Source organism: Paenibacillus sp. O199 (genome assembly GCF_001636635.1).
GTDB classification, from domain to species: domain Bacteria; phylum Bacillota; class Bacilli; order Paenibacillales; family Paenibacillaceae; genus Paenibacillus; species Paenibacillus marchantiae.
Window position 1 is genome coordinate 1 of the sequence record NZ_LGRP01000017.1, and the last position, 17,145, is coordinate 17,145.

The 17,145-nt window shown below is 50.5% G+C and carries 17 protein-coding genes; 16 read left to right on the forward strand and 1 reads right to left on the reverse strand.

What is annotated here, in order from left to right; genetic code table 11:
• The 11 genes from A6049_RS33360 to A6049_RS21675 form a co-directional block, all read left to right on the forward strand.
• On the forward strand, positions 1 to 551 hold a 551-nt coding region (locus A6049_RS33360; RefSeq protein ID WP_240321511.1), incomplete at its 5' end, for a GT-D fold domain-containing protein.
• A 64-nt stretch (positions 552 to 615) separates the two neighbouring features.
• Entirely contained in the window at positions 616 to 2,175 is a 1,560-nt protein-coding gene (locus A6049_RS21630; RefSeq protein WP_161490624.1) for a glycosyltransferase family 2 protein, read from the forward strand.
• Between the two features lie 428 nt (positions 2,176 to 2,603).
• Entirely contained in the window at positions 2,604 to 2,879 is a 276-nt protein-coding gene (locus A6049_RS21635) for a glutaredoxin family protein (protein ID WP_063566643.1), read from the forward strand.
• A gap of 308 nt (positions 2,880 to 3,187) precedes the next feature.
• Positions 3,188 to 4,528 carry an LLM class flavin-dependent oxidoreductase gene (locus A6049_RS21640; protein ID WP_063566644.1) on the forward strand — a complete coding sequence of 447 codons (1,341 nt, stop codon included), beginning with the start codon at positions 3,188 to 3,190 and terminating at the stop codon, positions 4,526 to 4,528.
• Between the two features lie 197 nt (positions 4,529 to 4,725).
• A complete protein-coding gene (locus A6049_RS21645) occupies positions 4,726 to 6,369 on the forward strand; it encodes an ABC transporter substrate-binding protein (protein ID WP_063566645.1) in 1,644 nt (547 codons plus the stop codon).
• A gap of 42 nt (positions 6,370 to 6,411) precedes the next feature.
• Positions 6,412 to 7,344, forward strand: a complete 933-nt coding sequence (locus A6049_RS21650) for an ABC transporter permease (RefSeq protein ID WP_062324145.1) — start codon at positions 6,412 to 6,414, stop codon at positions 7,342 to 7,344.
• Between the two features lie 55 nt (positions 7,345 to 7,399).
• The gene (locus A6049_RS21655) at positions 7,400 to 8,317 is read left to right on the forward strand and encodes an ABC transporter permease (protein ID WP_170867948.1); all 918 of its coding nucleotides are present in this window, start codon (positions 7,400 to 7,402) and stop codon (positions 8,315 to 8,317) included.
• Between the two features lie 24 nt (positions 8,318 to 8,341).
• Positions 8,342 to 8,890, forward strand: a complete 549-nt coding sequence (gene ssuE, locus A6049_RS21660; RefSeq protein WP_063566646.1) for an NADPH-dependent FMN reductase — start codon at positions 8,342 to 8,344, stop codon at positions 8,888 to 8,890.
• 67 nt (positions 8,891 to 8,957) lie between these two features.
• On the forward strand, positions 8,958 to 9,830 hold the full coding sequence (locus tag A6049_RS21665) for a LysR family transcriptional regulator (protein ID WP_063566647.1): 873 nt from the start codon (positions 8,958 to 8,960) through the stop codon (positions 9,828 to 9,830).
• A gap of 70 nt (positions 9,831 to 9,900) precedes the next feature.
• Positions 9,901 to 10,962 carry an LLM class flavin-dependent oxidoreductase gene (locus tag A6049_RS21670; protein ID WP_063566648.1) on the forward strand — a complete coding sequence of 354 codons (1,062 nt, stop codon included), beginning with the start codon at positions 9,901 to 9,903 and terminating at the stop codon, positions 10,960 to 10,962.
• A gap of 207 nt (positions 10,963 to 11,169) precedes the next feature.
• Entirely contained in the window at positions 11,170 to 12,285 is a 1,116-nt protein-coding gene (locus tag A6049_RS21675) for an amidohydrolase (protein ID WP_063566729.1), read from the forward strand.
• A 185-nt stretch (positions 12,286 to 12,470) separates the two neighbouring features.
• On the opposite strand, the gene A6049_RS33365 is transcribed toward A6049_RS21675, so the two are convergent.
• A complete protein-coding gene (locus A6049_RS33365; RefSeq protein WP_161490625.1) occupies positions 12,471 to 12,629 on the reverse strand; it encodes a hypothetical protein in 159 nt (52 codons plus the stop codon).
• Here A6049_RS33365 and A6049_RS33370 point away from each other — a divergent pair.
• From A6049_RS33370 to A6049_RS21700, 5 genes are read left to right on the forward strand one after another with little or no spacing between them, the layout of a single operon-like run.
• Entirely contained in the window at positions 12,614 to 12,784 is a 171-nt protein-coding gene (locus A6049_RS33370; protein WP_161490626.1) for a hypothetical protein, read from the forward strand. The genes A6049_RS33365 and A6049_RS33370 overlap by 16 nt on opposite strands.
• 42 nt (positions 12,785 to 12,826) lie before the next feature.
• Entirely contained in the window at positions 12,827 to 14,023 is a 1,197-nt protein-coding gene (locus A6049_RS21685; RefSeq protein WP_063566650.1) for a GTP-binding protein, read from the forward strand.
• A 30-nt stretch (positions 14,024 to 14,053) separates the two neighbouring features.
• Positions 14,054 to 14,323 carry a 30S ribosomal protein S14 gene (rpsN, locus tag A6049_RS21690; RefSeq protein ID WP_063566651.1) on the forward strand — a complete coding sequence of 90 codons (270 nt, stop codon included), beginning with the start codon at positions 14,054 to 14,056 and terminating at the stop codon, positions 14,321 to 14,323.
• Positions 14,324 to 14,328: 5 nt separating this feature from the next.
• Positions 14,329 to 15,465, forward strand: a complete 1,137-nt coding sequence (locus A6049_RS21695; protein WP_063566652.1) for an NAD(P)/FAD-dependent oxidoreductase — start codon at positions 14,329 to 14,331, stop codon at positions 15,463 to 15,465.
• A complete protein-coding gene (locus A6049_RS21700) occupies positions 15,459 to 17,129 on the forward strand; it encodes a nucleoside recognition domain-containing protein (protein ID WP_063566653.1) in 1,671 nt (556 codons plus the stop codon). The genes A6049_RS21695 and A6049_RS21700 overlap by 7 nt, the downstream gene beginning before the upstream one ends.
• Positions 17,130 to 17,145 lie beyond the last annotated feature (16 nt).

Here is a 17,145-nt window from a genome sequence, read left to right on the forward strand (position 1 = left end):
TGCTGCCAGGCGAACAAGTGCAGGAGCTGGCACCGTTTCTGCCTTATGCAGGGGTGCCACGCTCCACCCCAGACATCCGCGCTGAGCTCGCGGAAGCCATTCGCGGCGCGGATTGGATCGGTGTCCCCATCTCGCGTGCGCCTACTTTTCAGGGACTTTTATTTCCAGTATTGCGCCATTTCGGCATTGACTGGTCCCGTCTGAATCTGACCAGTTCCACGATTAACTACAGCCTGCATCATTCGGGTCTGTTGTTGCCTGTGGTACAGGGGCGCCGGGTGCTGCTGATTGGAAGCCAAGCTGCAGAGCTCGGGGCGTTGTTGAACGGCCACGGGGTGCAAGTGACAGGCATTATAGGAACAGTGGATGGTGTTGTGGATATCCCGAGAGTGATGCAGCAGACTGCGGAGCATTCGTTCGATATCGCTCTGGTAGCAGCGGGAATTCCGGCCGTCATTCTGTGCCGCCGAATCGCTGGTGAACTGGGGCGGGTTGCCATAGATTTTGGACATTTGGCTGACAAATTGGTTACAGGAGAGCTTCATCTCTAATGGACGATCTGGTGCGACGTTCATCGTAACGCGCATTTGGATGAGGGGAAATGGAGGAAGCAACATGAGCACATCAGGCAGACGTTCAAAACAGCGGAAAGCATCATCATCCGAAACCGTTGTTTTGCATGCAGCTCGAAGCCGGAGTGGAGGGAAGATTAGACGCCAAGGCTCAGGCAAACGGGCAGCCAAGAACGCAAAACTGTATAAGCAGGGCTACCATAGAGGCTATGATGAGGGCGTACGACAGGGGGAAAGCTCATTCGGGCTGGTATTCGAAGGCGTAAGCATTATTATTCCGACGTATAACCAGCGCGAATATGTCTTGCAATGTGTGTCCAGTATTGAAAAGCATACACCGGCCCCCTTTGAAATTATTGTTGTGGATAACGCATCCAAGGATGGCACGGCTGAAGCCATGCTTCGCAAAGGTGGCATGGTAAGGGTCGCTGCGCTGGATAAGAATCGTGGTTTTGCCGGCGGTGTCAATCATGGACTGATGATGGCGAGGGGGCGACATATCGTCGTGCTAAACAACGATACACTGGTCACCCCGGGCTGGTTGGAAAACATGATGACCTGTCTTGACAGTCATCCCGAGATGGGAGTTGTGGGTCCGGTTACAAATTACATCGGCGGAGATCAGCAGATTGAAGTCCCGTACAGTGATGTGGAGGACATGTGGTCTTTTGCTGCCCGACATAATCGCCCGGATGCCACGAAACATCGGGAGACCGACAGGCTGGTCGGATTTTGCTGGCTTTTCTCACGGGAATTGCTGGAGCGGGTAGGTTATCTTGATGAAGGTTACGCCGTGGGCAATTTTGAAGATGACGACTGGATCATTCGGGCGAAGCTGGCGGGATACAGGCTGGGGGTAGCCGGAGATGCCTTCATACATCACTACGGAAGTGTAAGCATGAAGGCGCTGGGAGAACAGGATTATGAAGTCGTAAATAAGGATAATGAACAGTTTTATACTCAAAAATGGGGAGATCCCCATGCGTTGGTTGCCGATACTTCCCGGCTCTCGTTGCGTGCCAAGGTGTCGACCAGTCAGCAGGAGAACAAGACACCCCTGGGCAAGACAGACACCCCTGACCTGCGACAGCGCATTTCCACTAAGGGCAGCAGCGATGTAACTCATAAGCTGAGACGGAGTACGGACTTTTACCCGGAGGGTTGTTTCATCTCTGATATCAAGGGCGATGTTTATCGACTGATGCGTGGACAGCGACGTAAGCTGAATATCCCGGTTCCACGCGGCATTTCTCCTGTTTTGGTTGCAAAACCGGATCTGCTCGGCGTACCCGCAGGTGAGCCGCTGGTATCTGCGGGTGAGGTACAGGGCTGGCCCCTGGAAAGAAGTCATGTTCATGCTCAATCCGTTCAGAGCAACCGGGATGCGCTGGAGGAAGGCATGATTGTTGCCGCGACGAATGAAAGGGATACATGGTACCAGATTAGTGGCAATAAACGCAGGAGGTTTGCAACCCCTTATGCTGCGGAACGGTGGGGAGTGCAATTCGGGCATATCGTTCATGTATCTGCGAACCAATTGCGTACGATCGAAGAAGGCTGGCCCATTATAGCTCCTCCCCAGCTCTTGAACGAAGATTTGTAATGACCGGGTTCGGCTGCCTTGTATATCGGCACGACAGCATGATGCGGAATGTGATGTAAAGCGTATCGCTATACATCTGTCCGCATCCGAACTATACATATATCACGAATCACGAAATGAAACGATAGAGAGATTAGCAAATTACTTTTCCACGAGCATTTTGTATAAACTCCAAGAGCGTCATCCGAACATTTTCAACATGGTTAGGGATGCGTTCAAGGGATAATGGGAGCTCTTGCAGAGCTCTTTTCAAATTTAAAATTTAATCTTTCTATCCTCTTATAGGTTTATTCTATTGGAAGATCCATTGACGCTTGAAGAGGTGAGGAGTACATTTATAGCCATAATTCTTATTTAACAGATAGGAATTAATGGTCTGGGTGGTAATCCATCCTGATCTGACAATGAATCAATCAGGAGGTATGCCGATGTCTTCTACATCGAAAAAAGTAGTGCTCTGGAGCAAAACAGGCTGTCATTTCTGCGGAGAGGTTAAGGCATTCCTAACGGCCCGCAACCAGCCTTTTGAGAACATCGAAGTGCAAGGGAACGATGTGCTGAGGGACGTGCTTGAAGCCAAATATGGCATTCGACATGTACCTGTCATTGAGGTGGGTGGAGACGGCAAGTATGAAGCATTGCTGGAGCCCGATCTGGAGAAACTGGCGGAACTTCTCGCCCAGCCTGATGAAGCAGCAGTCTGACCGGACGTGGCAGATCTCTTGATAAAGCAGTTTCCGGCTGCTAAAGGCTGACATATCAGTGTGCAGCAGTCGGGGACTTTTATAAGCTCTAATCCATCCTCTTATTCAGATATCCAATCCTTATATAGAAAAGTTCTATAAGCAACGCTGTTGACCGATGTGCGGGGCAGTGATAAGATTTGTGAAATTAAAGCTGACCAAACTCATAGGAATAGTTAACTTTTGAATTTTCTTCATTCGTAATCCATATCAGATCGGACTTTAGAAATTTCTTGATATATCCTAATCCAAGGAAGGCGGAATGTAATATGACGGCTCAGCGCAGTTTGAAATTTGGAGCGATTGTCCACGGTGTCGGAGGTAGCATGACGACTTGGAGACACCCGGAGATTCAATCGGATGCCAGTGTGAATTTTGAATTTTACAAACGCCAAACGTTGAAGGCAGAAGAAGGCAAATTCGATCTCGTTTTTATCGCTGACGGTCTTTATATTACCGAGAAATCCATACCTCACTTCTTGAATCGATTTGAGCCAATCAGTTTGTTGTCCGCCCTGGCCGCCATTACGTCACGAATCGGTCTGGTTGGAACACTTTCCACCTCCTATAGTGATCCATTCACAGTTGCCAGACAGTTCGGTTCCCTTGATCTGATCAGTAATGGCCGCGCTGGTTGGAACGTGGTTACATCCCCGCTTGAAGGCTCAGCCAAAAACTACAGTAAAAGCAACCATCCTACCCACCCGGAACGTTACCGGATTGCAACGGAATATTTGCAGGTGACCAAGGGCTTATGGGATTCGTGGGAAGACGATGCTTTTGTAAGAGACAAAGAAAGCGGCGTTTTCTTCGATCCATCCAAGCTGCACACACTCAATCATGAAGGAGAGTTCTTCTCCGTACAGGGTCCACTTAACATTGCACGTTCAAAGCAGGGGCAGCCGGTTATTTTCCAGGCAGGTTCTTCAGAAGATGGCAAGACCCTTGCTGCTAAAGAAGCGGATGCTGTTTTCACAGGACATGATTCAATTGAGGATGCACAGGCCTTCTACAAAGATGTCAAATCCCGCGCAACAACCTATGGACGTTCCACACAGGATATCGTCATTTTGCCAGGGATCAATCCAATTATCGGACGGACAGAAGAAGAAGCAGAACAGAAATATCAGGAGATTGCCAGCCTGGTCACTATCGATAAAGCGCTGGATTACCTGGGACGTTTCTTCGAGCATCATGACTTCTCCCAGTATCCGCTGGATGAACCATTCCCTGAATTGAATGGCATCGGTAGCAACAGCTTCCGTAGTGGTACGGACAAAATCAAGCGGGATGCCAAAGAGCAAGGATTGACGCTGCGTGAAGTAGCCCTGCGGGCAGCAACACCGAAGAGCAAATTCCTTGGTACACCGGAGCAGGTGGCTGACAAGATCCAGGAATGGTTCGAAGCCGAAGCGGCGGATGGATTCATTATTCATTCCGAACTGCCAAGTGGATTGGCCGATTTTGTGGAACTGGTTGTTCCGATTCTGCAAGAGCGTGGCATCTATCGCACCGAATATGAGCATGACACATTGCGTGGCAATCTCGGTGTGCAAATTCCGGTGAATCGTTACACGGCTGCCCGGGAGCAAGTTGGAACCGAGGCTTAAGAAACTGGGAAGCTGAAATTCGGCACAGCCAAGGAATGAGGGATCCGGGTGAACTATTCGGATTGCATATGCGGAAAGTGCCGAATGATGCTGCAAAACCAAGTTAACGGATAGGTTATGTTGATAAAAACCTATAATTCATTAAATCATTAATTCAATGAATCAATGACACCTGTATACACAGAGGGGGAAGCTATATGAACAGGTCTATCTCATGGATGAAATATATGGCATTGGCGGCAGTATTGGTACTGGTATTATCCGGTTGCGGAGCGGCAGGTAACTCGAACAGTGCAGTTCAGGCTTCCGGTGGGGAGCAGGCGGCTGGGCAAGCAGAAGGTGGGAATCTAACCTACGCACTCGCCACATCGCCGGATACGCTGGACCCACATCGAAGTGGCCTTGCAGTAACCGTACGTGCGATCCGAACGATCTATGACAATCTGGTGGTACAGCTGCCGGATGGTTCCATTAAACCTTGGCTCGCCAAGGAGTGGAGTGTATCGGAGGATGGCAAAAGTTATACGTTTAAGCTGCGTGAAGATGTGAAGTTCCATGATGGCACACCATTTAACGCGGAAGCCGTGAAGTTCAATCTGGATCGGGTAATCGATCCGGCTACCAAAGCCGCCAATTCCCTTGCCCTGATTAGACCTTATAGCTCCTCGGAGGTCATTGATGAATACACCATTAAGGTGAATCTGGAACAACCTTCGCAAGCTTTTCTCGGTAACTTGAGTCAGGCCTTGCTAGGAATCGTATCACCTACAGCCGCCAAGAAATATGGGGATCAACTGGGTAAAAATCCTGTGGGGACCGGTCCGTATACCTTTGTGAAATGGGATGAAAATGCGGATATCGTTGTCGCCAAAAACAAGGATTACAACTGGGCTCCCGCAACTGTTGAAAACGAAGGTGCCCCGCATATTGATACGATTACGTTCAAAATTGTACCGGAAGAAGCAACGCGTATCGGCAGTGTTCAGAGTAAGCAAGTACTCGCAGCGGAGACTGTTCCGCCGCAAAATATTGCTGCCCTGAAGAACGATCCGAACCAGCAATTGCTTCAAGCCAATACCGTTGGTTTGCCGTATACTCTCTTCTTCAATCTGCGCAAAGCGCCTTGGGATGATGTGAAAGTCAGACAGGCGGTGCAATCTGCAGTTGATGTGGAGTCCATCGTGAAGACACTGTATCTGGGCAACTACGAACGCGCGTGGTCTGCACTGTCTCCGGGAATCCTCGGTTATGATACTTCTCTGGAAGGAAGTATCAATCCGGATATCAACAAGGCCAATCAGCTGCTTGATGAGCAAGGTTGGGTCAAGGGAGCAGATGGCATTCGTGAAAAAGATGGTAAGAAGCTGACCCTGCATTATGTGGACGGTTCGCCGAACCGGGAGAAGCGTAACGACATTGCAGCGATTATTCAGCAGCAACTCAAGCAGGTGGGTATAGCTGTTGAGGTTGAAATTACGAAGGACGTTGCTACGGTCATTTATCAGAACTGGGATTATGATCTCTATGGCAACAGCCAGGTCAATTCTGATCCGAATGCGCTCTATGCCTTCTATCATACGAGTGCAGAAGGTGAACGTCCGACTTTATCCGGTTTATCTGATCCGAAGATCGATAAACTGCTGGAACAGGGAGCGGTGGAGACTGATCCGGATAAACGCGTGGATATCTATAATCAGATTCAACAATATCTGATCGAGCAGGCTGTAATTTTGCCAATCTATGTGTTCCCTTATACGGTGGCTGCATCCAAGTCGGTGCAGGGCATCAAGTTTGATTCACTCGGTTATCCGTTGTTCAACGATGTTCGGATTCAGCCATAATACGAAACGTCAATTATGCAGACAGGAAGGAGACGACCCGGTATGGTTCAAACGATACTGACAAGACTTGCTACATCGCTTCTGGTTATTTTGGGAGCTTCGGTGTTGGTGTACTGCATCATGTATCTGCTGCCGGGTGATCCGGTCCTGCTTATGCTGGACCCGTCATCGGCAACACCCGAGATGATTCAGAATCTGCGGGTTCAGCTGGGTCTGGATCAGCCGTTTTACATCCAGTTTGCCAACTATTTCGGAGACATGCTGCGCGGCGATTTCGGCAAATCAATGATCAATTCCGACCCGGTGCTGCCCAAAATATTGGAACATTTCCCTGCCACACTGGCGCTGACCGCGCTCAGCTCAATCATAGCGATAACCATTGGTATTACGCTCGGCGTATTGTCTGCCATTCATCGTAATGGCGTGATTGATTTCATCGCCCGGCTCGTTGGATTGTTTGGCATCTCCATGCCCACCTTCTGGACCGGCATTCTGTTGATCCTGTTGTTCTCGGTTCAGCTCGGCTGGTTCCCGGCGATGGGCTCCGACGGATTCAGTTCATTGGTGCTTCCTGCTGCAACACTAGGCCTCGTCGGTGCGGGTTTCATCGTACGTATGGTGCGTAACAGCATGCTGGAAGTGGTGAACGAGCCGTTTATCGTAGCATTGCGAGCAAAAGGTCTTTCACAGCGAACCATCATGTACGGTCATGCACTGCGTAATGCACTGATTCCTGCGGTGACGGTCATCGGCATGTTGATTGGTGATTTGCTTGCAGGAACCGTCGTGGTGGAGACGGTCTTCTCCAGACAGGGCATAGGCAGAATCATCGCGGATGCGTTGATGGCCAAAGACCTGCCTGTTGTGCAGGGCGTAGTCTTTTTCACAGCAATTATCTATGTCGTGTTGAATTTACTGGTGGATATCTCTTATGCGTACATTGATCCCAGAGTTAGGCGTGCAGTCCGAACGTGAGGACGGATGGAACAGTCTGAAACATCTGAACGCGTAGTGAGGAAGGAGGAGTCTTATGAGCATGAAACCATTGGTGGGTGACGAAAAAGGTTGGACGGCCAGAACAGGGCGTTTACGCCTCTGGAGTCGCCGTCCCCTGCGTCAACGCGTCTCATTCACGGTATCCCGTTTATTCTTTTATGCAGCTTTGCTGGTCGTGGTGTTTACCGTCACTTGTGCAATCGTGCCGGGATGGATTGCACCTTATGATCCAACTCAGATGATGACGGATGCCATCCTGCAGGCTCCCTCTGCTGCGCACCTGTTTGGGACCGATTATTTTGGCAGGGATATCTTCAGTGTGGTTGTGCATGGCAGCAGGGATTCACTGCTGATTGGATTTGCCTCGGTGCTGGTGGGTGGTCTTGTGGGCAGTGCTCTTGGCATTATTGCCGGCTATGCAGGAGGTGTTTTGGACACAATCACCATGCGTGCCGTCGATATTCTGATGGCTGTTCCAGGCGTGTTACTGGCATTATCCGTTGCGGCAGCGTTGGGACCTGGACTGCTTAACATTGCACTGGCTGTTGCGGTATCCTCCATTCCAGGATATGCACGGGTGATGCGTGGGCAGGTCATGTCCGTTAAAGGTTTGCCTTTTATTACAGCTACACGTTCACTTGGGGGCTCCAATGCCCGTATTTTCTGGAAGCATGTACTGCCTCATTCGTTGTCACCTTTGCTGGTTATGGCGACGCTGGGCGTGGGTACCTCCATTCTGACAGGCTCCGGGCTCAGCTTTCTTGGACTTGGTGTGTTGAAGGAAATTCCGGATTGGGGAGCGTTGCTCTCGCAAGGGAGAGGTTATCTGACGGTTGCCTGGTGGATCTGTACCTTCCCGGGACTTGCAATTACCATGTTTGTGCTGGCGGTTAATCTGATTGGAGACGATATTCGCGATCGGTTGGACCCCAAAGTAAATGGAGCGGCTTGACCGCTATTCCAAGGAGGAATCATGATGTCACATGTCGTTATTATTGCCGGATCGCCTTCCAAACGTTCGCGTCTGACAGGCCTTACGGATTACAGCAGCAATAAATTAAAAGAGGCAGGCATTACCGTTGAGGTGATTCATGTAGCAGACCTGCCAGCGGAAGATCTAGTGCAGGCCAAGTTTGATAGCTCTTTCATTCGTGATGCGCTCGCTGTTGTTGAAGCAGCGGATGCAGTCATCGTGGCAACACCGGTATACAAAGCATCATACTCAGGTGTGCTGAAGCTGTTCCTGGATCTGATCCCTCAGGACGGACTGCGGGGCAAGCTTGCTCTTCCATTAGTCATCGGCGGCTCGATTGCCCATCTTCTCGCCATCGATTATGCATTGAAGCCTGTTCTGGCAGCACTTGGTGGAAGACATATTCTCGGCGGAGTATACGCAGTTGATCAGGGAATTGATCGGCTTGATGACGGGAAATATGTGCTTTCGGCGGACATTACTACAAGATTAAATCGTTCCCTGGAAGAATTGATATTGACTCTGGAAAAGAATGGTATTACGATATCATAAAACCAAGTAAATTCATTGGATAAATAGATATAGATAACGTCTGCGGACGTGGATTCGGGGGGCGCTTATGAATATTGAGAACATTGAAGCATTTGTATACATCAATCATTACGGAAGCTTCAATAAGGCTGCCGAGGTACTCTTTTTGTCCCAACCTTCTGTCACCGCTCGTATTCAGTCCCTTGAACGTGAACTCGGCTGCAAATTGTTTGACCGTCTTGGCAAACAGATTGTGCTCACGGAAGAGGGGAGAAAGTTCCTTCCCTACGCCCAGCAGGTGCTGCAAGTGATTCAGAAGGGCAGACAGAAAATACAGCAACGCCGTACGACGCCCGATGCACTTCGACTCGGCAGTACGGTATCCGTATCTAACTATGTCATTCCCGACTTTCTGCCCAAAATCAAGGAAGCTTACCCTGAGGTGAACATCAAACTGACTACAGCGACGACGGACCAACTCGTCGCCAAGCTGCTGGGTCAGGAAATCGATCTTGCTTTTGTGCGGAAGGTCATGCATCCTGCGATCCGTACGGTTGCTTTTTATGAAGATCCAATCCAGTTATACGTGTACAAAGGCCATCCATTTATTGAACGCGGGCATGTCAGCATGGAGGCGATCAGGAATGAGCAGCTGGTCTTTTTTGAATGTGGTTCATTGGACTGGCTGCGCATTCACCGGGCCTTTGACTCGCTGGAGCACCCGCCGGATATTACATATCACGTTGATAATTCGGAAACGGCGAAGAAGCTGGTGAAGCAAGGAGCAGGTATTGCGTTTCTCCCAGGTCTGACAGTGCAAAAGGAAGTGCAGGATCAGGAGCTGTTTCCTATTCAGGTACATGAGGTTGCAGGTGTATCATTGCAGATCAGCGTCGTTACGTTAAAAGAAGAACATTCGCCTTTTGCAGAGCCTTTCGGGGAACTGCTGCGGCAGCTATAGAGACTTATTAACGGAAGTAAGAACGGATTTTAAAAAGTCAGGTTCGGCATGATCGAAGGAGGAGAATATGATGGGTATTCGTGTTGGCATATTAGATCAAACCCCGATCTATGAAGGGGAGACGCCGATTGATGCTTTTCGGCATACGATTGAATTGGTACAGCGGGCTGAACAGCTTGGATTTCATCGTTTCTGGGTATCGGAACATCATGATTCAGGTCATGTTGCCGGCTCCTCACCGGAAGTGCTCATTTCTCACTTGCTGGCGCATACAGAGCGGATTCGTCTCGGTTCTGGCGGGGTGATGCTGCAACATTATAGTCCTTACAAAGTGGCCGAGAACTTCAATGTGCTTTCTGCGCTTGGTCCGGGGAGAATTGATCTGGGTATTGGACGTGCACCGGGAGGATTGCCCCGCTCCACGCAGGCACTACAGCAAGGGATTCAGGAGGCCGCTTCACTGAAAGAGAAAATCAATCAGGTGAAGCAGTTCATTCATAATGAACCGTATGAAGACGAAACACATCCTTTGGCCGGCTTGAGCGCTGCGCCGGTATCCGAAATCCCGGCCGAGCTATACGTGCTTGGAGCAAGTATCGATAGCGCAGGCATGGCGGCAGAATTGGGACTGCCTTATGTATTTTCATTGTTTATTAATAGCAATACGGAGGTTGCTCTGGAGGCTCTGCGAACTTATAGGGAACAATTCGACCGCTCACATGGACGGGAGCCATATGCCATCCTCGCTATATCATTGATTGTGGCGGAAAGTGCGGAAGAAGCGGAAGGACTGGCAAGTGAACACATGCTGGTCAAGATCCATCTGGAGAATGGCAAGGTATTGACGGTTGGTTCCGTGGAGCAGGCGGAAGAATTCGGACGGCAATCGAACGAGAAGTATCGGATCGAGATTCTGGAGCCAAGTGTGACGAGAGGTACGAAGGAAACGGTTGGTCCGACTCTGGCGAAGTTCCAGCAGGATTTTGCCGTGGATGAACTGATTGTTACCACAGCCACACGTGATTTTGCCAAGCGTATTCGTTCATTTGAATTATTGCGTGAGGCGCTGGATGAGCAGGGACTGGGCGAATTTGCGCATGAGTCGACACCTGCGCAAGCGGTGATCGGTTAGGCATATACATGGTATAGAGCATACCTGTTGAAGTGACCCGTGTATTATATTAACCCATCTTACATGGCACATACGATGATAAAAGGAGGCAATGTCGTGAGCAGTGATCTGAAACAGCCTGAGCAACAGGCAGAGCAAGAAGAACAGAGCCGCAAGCATGAATTTTACGTTGGGCAGGATGAAGGATTTGCAGAGCACTTAACCGCGATTCGGCGACATTTGCATCGTAACCCCGAGCTATCCGGAGAGGAACGGGAAACGACAGAAGCTATTCGAGGCTGGTTGGTGGAGGAAGGGGTACGGATCGCAGATGAATATTCACTGCGAACGGGCCTTATCGCTGAAATTGGGCAGGGTAATGGCCCGGTAGTGGCCTTACGCGCAGATATTGATGCCCTGCCGATCCAGGAAGAAACGAAGCTGGAGTATGCCTCGCAAATCGCTGGCCGGATGCACGCCTGCGGTCATGATGCACACACCGCCATTCTGATCGGTGCTGCACGATTGTTGAAACAGCGAGAGTCCCGGCTGCCGGGCAAGATTCGTTTGATTTTCCAGCCTTCGGAGGAGAAGGCGACGGGGGCACGGCAGGTTATTCAGAGCGGAGCGCTATCCGAAGTTCAATCTATTTTTGGGTTGCATAACAAACCGGATCTGCAGGTCGGTACGGTAGGTATCCGTGAAGGAGCGCTGCTTGCAGCGGCAGATGGTTTTGTGGTTAAAGTGGAGGGTGTCGGAACCCATGCGGCAGTTCCGGAAGCGGGCATTGACCCGATTGTGGTGGCCTCTCATATTGTGACTGCATTACAGGCCATCGTGAGTCGTAATGTTGGAGCACAGGAGAGCGCCGTGATCAGTGTGACCAAAATTAACAGCGGCACCGCTTGGAACGTCATTCCCGAAGAAGCCATATTGGACGGCACCGTGCGTACCTTTGACGAGAAGGTGCGTGCCCGGATTCGCGAGCGTTTCAATCAGGTGGTTGCCGGTGTCGCAGCAGCCTATGGGACACGGGCTACCGTGCGCTGGATTCAGGGACCACCTGCCGTGGTCAATGATGCGTCATTGGCTGCAGCGGCTGAGCAAGTCGCGAGCGAGGTGGGGTTGAACAGTATCCGACCGATACCTTCCCCGGCTGGCGAAGATTTTTCCTTTTACCAAAAGGAGGTTCCGGGACTGTTCCTCTTCCTCGGAACGTCAGGCCCACACGAATGGCATCATCCTGCATTCGATGTGGACGAACGGGCACTGCCGCTTGGCGCACATCTTCTGGCAGCGCTGGCTGAAGAGTCACTGCAAAAGTTGCAGTCAAATGGCGAGTAACTGATAACTGCTAGTTAAATACGTGAATACGTAAGTACGTGAATAATGAATAAGATAATATGCTAATACAATAGCGAATGGACGTAAAAAACGGTGACCTCAATCAGGTGGCCGTTTTTTGCAGTTTCCGTATTTTTAATTTAGTAGTTGTGGTTCTCCATATTGTATGAACGAAGAGTGCGGGATCAATCTGACATCGGGCGTAGCAGACCACGGCTGATCAGCAGTGTAGTCATGCTGTTTGCTTCATACGTATTTGGAGCCACCACGACCTTTCTTCCGCTGTATATGGTATCGACCGTGAAGGAGAGCGGGGGTGTTTTTAACGATGACCTATTTGTCATATATGCTGCCTGCCGATTCCAGATATGAGACAACAACGATCGGAGGACGATCCGTGACCCAAGCGGCCACCTCGCGCGAGAAAAACAAAAATGATTTGACAACATGGTTCAACAGGATTATAGTCATTGTTGTTAATCGTAATGATTACTATTAAGGTCAGAGGTATATGGACCACAACCATAAGGAGTAGATACACATGACACAAAAGCAGGTTCCGGTAACTGTTCTTAGCGGTTACCTCGGTTCAGGTAAAACAACCGTTCTTAATCACGTACTGCACAATCGGCAGGGGCTCAAGGTCGCCGTCATCGTTAATGACATGAGTGAGGTCAACATCGATGCCGCTCTGGTGAAGGGTGAGGCGACGTTGTCGCGCACCGAAGAAAAGCTGGTGGAGCTGTCCAATGGCTGCATCTGCTGCACCTTGCGGGATGATCTGATGCAGGAGATTGAGAAGCTGGTGAACGAAGGCAGGTTTGATTATATCCTGATTGAATCCACAGGCATCAGTGAACCTGTGCCGGTAGCACAGACCTTTACATATGCAGACGAGGAGTCAGGTATTGATCTGACAAGTCTGGCGAAGCTGGATTGTCTGGTAACCGTCGTGGATGCCCATCGATTCTGGCATGATTTTGCCTCAGGGCAGAGTCTGCTGGATCGGAACCAGGCCACAGGTGAGGAAGATACCCGCGATGTTGTGGACCTGCTGATTGATCAGATAGAGACTTGTGATGTCCTGTTGCTGAACAAATGTGATCTGGTCGATGACGTGGAGCTGAACAAGCTTGAAGGTGTCATCCGCAAGCTTCAGCCTAAGGCCAAAATCATTCGGACTGTGAACGGACAGGTCAACCCGTCTGAAATTTTGAATACAGGTCTCTTCAACTTCGAGAAAGCAAGCATGTCCGCCGGGTGGATTCAGGAACTGGAGAAGGAATCACATACACCGGAGACCGAGGAATACGGTATTGGTTCCTTCGTGTATCGTCGTCGGAAACCATTTCATCCTTCTCGTCTGGCTGAATTCATGAGCTACTGGCCGGAAGAAGTGGTGCGTGCCAAAGGGCTGGTCTGGCTTGCGGCAGAAGGGGATGTGGCTGCAAGTCTGAGTCAGGCGGGATCGTCGATCCAGTTTGGCCCTGCCGGACATTGGGTTGCGGCGTTGCCGGAAGCGGACAAGGAAGAAATTTTGCGTACTGAGCCAGATGTACTGGAGAAATGGGATGCGCAGTGGGGAGACCGTCAGACTGAGCTGGTCATGATCGGGATTGAAATGGAGCGCGCCATTATTGAAGATGAACTCGACCAATGCCTGCTCAGTGATGAAGAAATGCAGGCCGATTGGGGGCATTTCGACAATCCTCTGCCTTGGCCAGTTGAAGTCGTATAAAAAATAAATTTATAAAAGGAGCTGTAAACCATGGCCAAAAAATCAAAAGTGGTACGTGAAAAACAACGTCAGGCAACCGTAGCCAAATATGCGGAGCTGCGCCGGGAACTGAAAGAAAAAGGGGATTATGAAGCGCTGCAGAAACTGCCGCGCAATGCTTCACCGACCCGATTGAAAAATCGCTGTGAACTGACAGGCCGCCCCAGAGGATATTTGCGCAAGTTCAAGGTATCGCGGATTGTGTTCCGTGAGCTGGCACATCAAGGGCAAATTCCGGGTGTCACGAAGTCAAGCTGGTAAGACCCATGCATGATCCATTTGATTATGATTGTGTAATTGTTGGAGGGGGGCCAGCCGGGATCGGCATGGCCTCTGTCCTGCAGGATATGGGGATGTCTCGTTTTACCGTGCTGGAACGCAGTGAGGTGGGGGCAACTTTTCTGGCGTGGCCGGAGGAAATGCGTCTGATCACCCCTTCGTTCACCAGCAATGCCTATGGCATGATGGATCTGAACGCTGTAGCTTTGAACACGTCTCCGGCGTATACACTGGGAACAGAACATCCGACAGGGGTGGAGTATGCGAAGTATTTGCAGGTGGTAAGCCAGTTCAAGAAATTGCCTGTGCAAACGGGGGTAGACGTTACGGAGGTTATTCCGGAGGAGAATGGCTTCCGGGTCGTGGCATCCATTGGACAAATGCGCACACGTTATGTCATCTGGGCAGCAGGTGAATTTCAATATCCGAGACTGGACCTATTTCCTGGGGCTGAGTATGGTGTGCACAGCAGTTTATTTTCCAGCTGGACGGCGATTCAGGGAGAAGAATGTGTCATCGTTGGTGGCTATGAGAGCGGTGTGGATGCAGCCATTCACCTGAGTAAACTGGGGAAAAACGTAACGGTAATTGACCGTAATGGACGAGGACTCGCCAAGGGCAGCAGTGATCCCAGTGTGGAACTAAGCCCCTATACGAAGGATCGCCTGCGCGCGGCGATGATGGATAAGCGAATACACATGATGCAAGGTTATGAGGTCAAGTGGATTGAACCGGATGAACCGGGCGGTTATGTTCTCTATTGCGAGAACGATTCAGGCGAGTCCCGTTTACTTAAGACGGGTCAGGCTCCTATTTTGGCGACCGGGTTCCGCAGCAGTCTGCACCTGATTGAGAATCTCGTCGAGCGCAGCAAGGAAGGTCAGCTGCAATTGGGAGCGGCAGATGAATCGACGATTGCCCCCGGACTGTTTATTACCGGACCACAGGTCATGCATGGCCAACTCCAATTTTGCTTCATTTATAAATTCAGACAGCGCTTTGCAGTTGTGGCCCAGGCCATGGGTGAGAGACTCGGGTTGGATCTGACTCCACTGGAAACCTATCGCAAAGAAGGCATGTTTCTGGATGATCTGTCCTGCTGCGGTGAAGATTGCACATGCTGAATTCGGTTGTGGAGCAACCCGAAGAACTTCGTAAAGTGGTGCTGGTTGGCTTCGAATCCGCGGGCAAATCGGCTCTGTTTCGAGGACTTACGGGCAGAGATACGGGAGAGGAGTCCAATGTTCGGGGCTCCACGGTGACCGTCCGCAGGGCGGAGCTGCTTGCGCACCAGCTTGAACTGCTCGATACACCTGGAATCCGGATGAAGGATGATAGTGTAACGACCATGCTGACGTTAAAACAGCTCGCAGCCGGTGATACAGTGATCTTGGTCGTCCGCGGTACAGATTTGGTGCAGGAACTGCCTTTACTGCTGGGCATGCTGGATGTCACAGGCAAAAATGCTGTACTGGTGCTTACGTTTGCCGACAAATGTGGTCCCGAATTATCTGCTCAGGTTAACTATTACCGTAAAGGTCTGGGAATTTCCGTTCTGCCGCTCAATACAAGGGAAATGGATGGAAACGCTCAAGACCTGATATGCCGTGCGATTGTTGCCGCCAGATCCATGAAGAGGCATTCTGAGCTCGCATCACCTCCTGAATCCTCTGTGATCGAACCGCAGACTACGATGTTTGAGCATACGGTTTGGGGACGTTTTGTGGCTTTGGCTGCATTGGTATTATTATTTGCAGCACCAGTGTATGTGGCCTATCTGTTCTCCGGCTGGATACAACCGCTCGCAGATGCCTGGATTCTTGAACCGCTCCATCGCATGACTGCGGGATTATGGAGCCCGCTGCAGGCGATAATGCTCGGAGATTACGGCATGATTAGTCTGGGCTTGTATTCGTTTATATGGGCATTTCCGGTCGTATTCCTGATTGGGATCAGTGTGGCGGTGACGGAGGAGAGCGGACTGAAAGACCGGATTACCGACTCGCTGGATGGGTGGATGCGCAAAATCGGGTTGAACGGCAAGGATCTGATTCCGGTTCTCAGCGGTTTTGGCTGTAATGTCGTGGCTGTGTTCCAGAGCCGTACTTGCAGCTCCTGTACACGAAAGTCCTGTGTCTCCATGATCTCCTTCGGTTCAGCGTGCAGCTACCAGATTGGAGCTTCTCTATCCATATTCAGTTCCGGCGGCAAACCGTGGCTGTTCTTTCCTTATATGCTTGTACTGGTACTTGCGGGCGCAATTCATACCCGTCTATGGAATCGAAATCGGCTGGATGACAAGCTCCCGTTACATGCCAAACGTACCTTTCTGCAAAAGCCATCATGGCGCTCTGTAAACTGGCGCGTTCGGTCTGTCATGAAACAGTTTCTCGTGCAGGCGATGCCTATTTTCATCGGTATTTGTGTGGTGGCCACGCTGCTGGAGCAGACGGGGGTGCTGTCTGTCCTGACTGGGGCGTTTACGCCGACACTTGCAATCTTTCATCTGCCGGGCGATGCCGCAGGCGGCATTCTGTTTTCCATTTTGCGAAAAGACGGATTGTTGGTGCTGAATCAGGATCAGGGTTCCTTCGTTGAAGACTTGAGCGGCGGGCAGCTGTTTATTCTTGTGTACCTGGCTTCCACGTTAACGGCATGTCTGGTGACGATGTGGACCATTCGCAAGGAGTTGGGAGCAGTCTTTGCCATGCAACTGGCAGGCAAACAGCTCGTAACGTCACTAGGCAGTGCATTTGTACTGGCATGGCTATGGAACTGGATTGCATAACGATGTTGATGAAAGG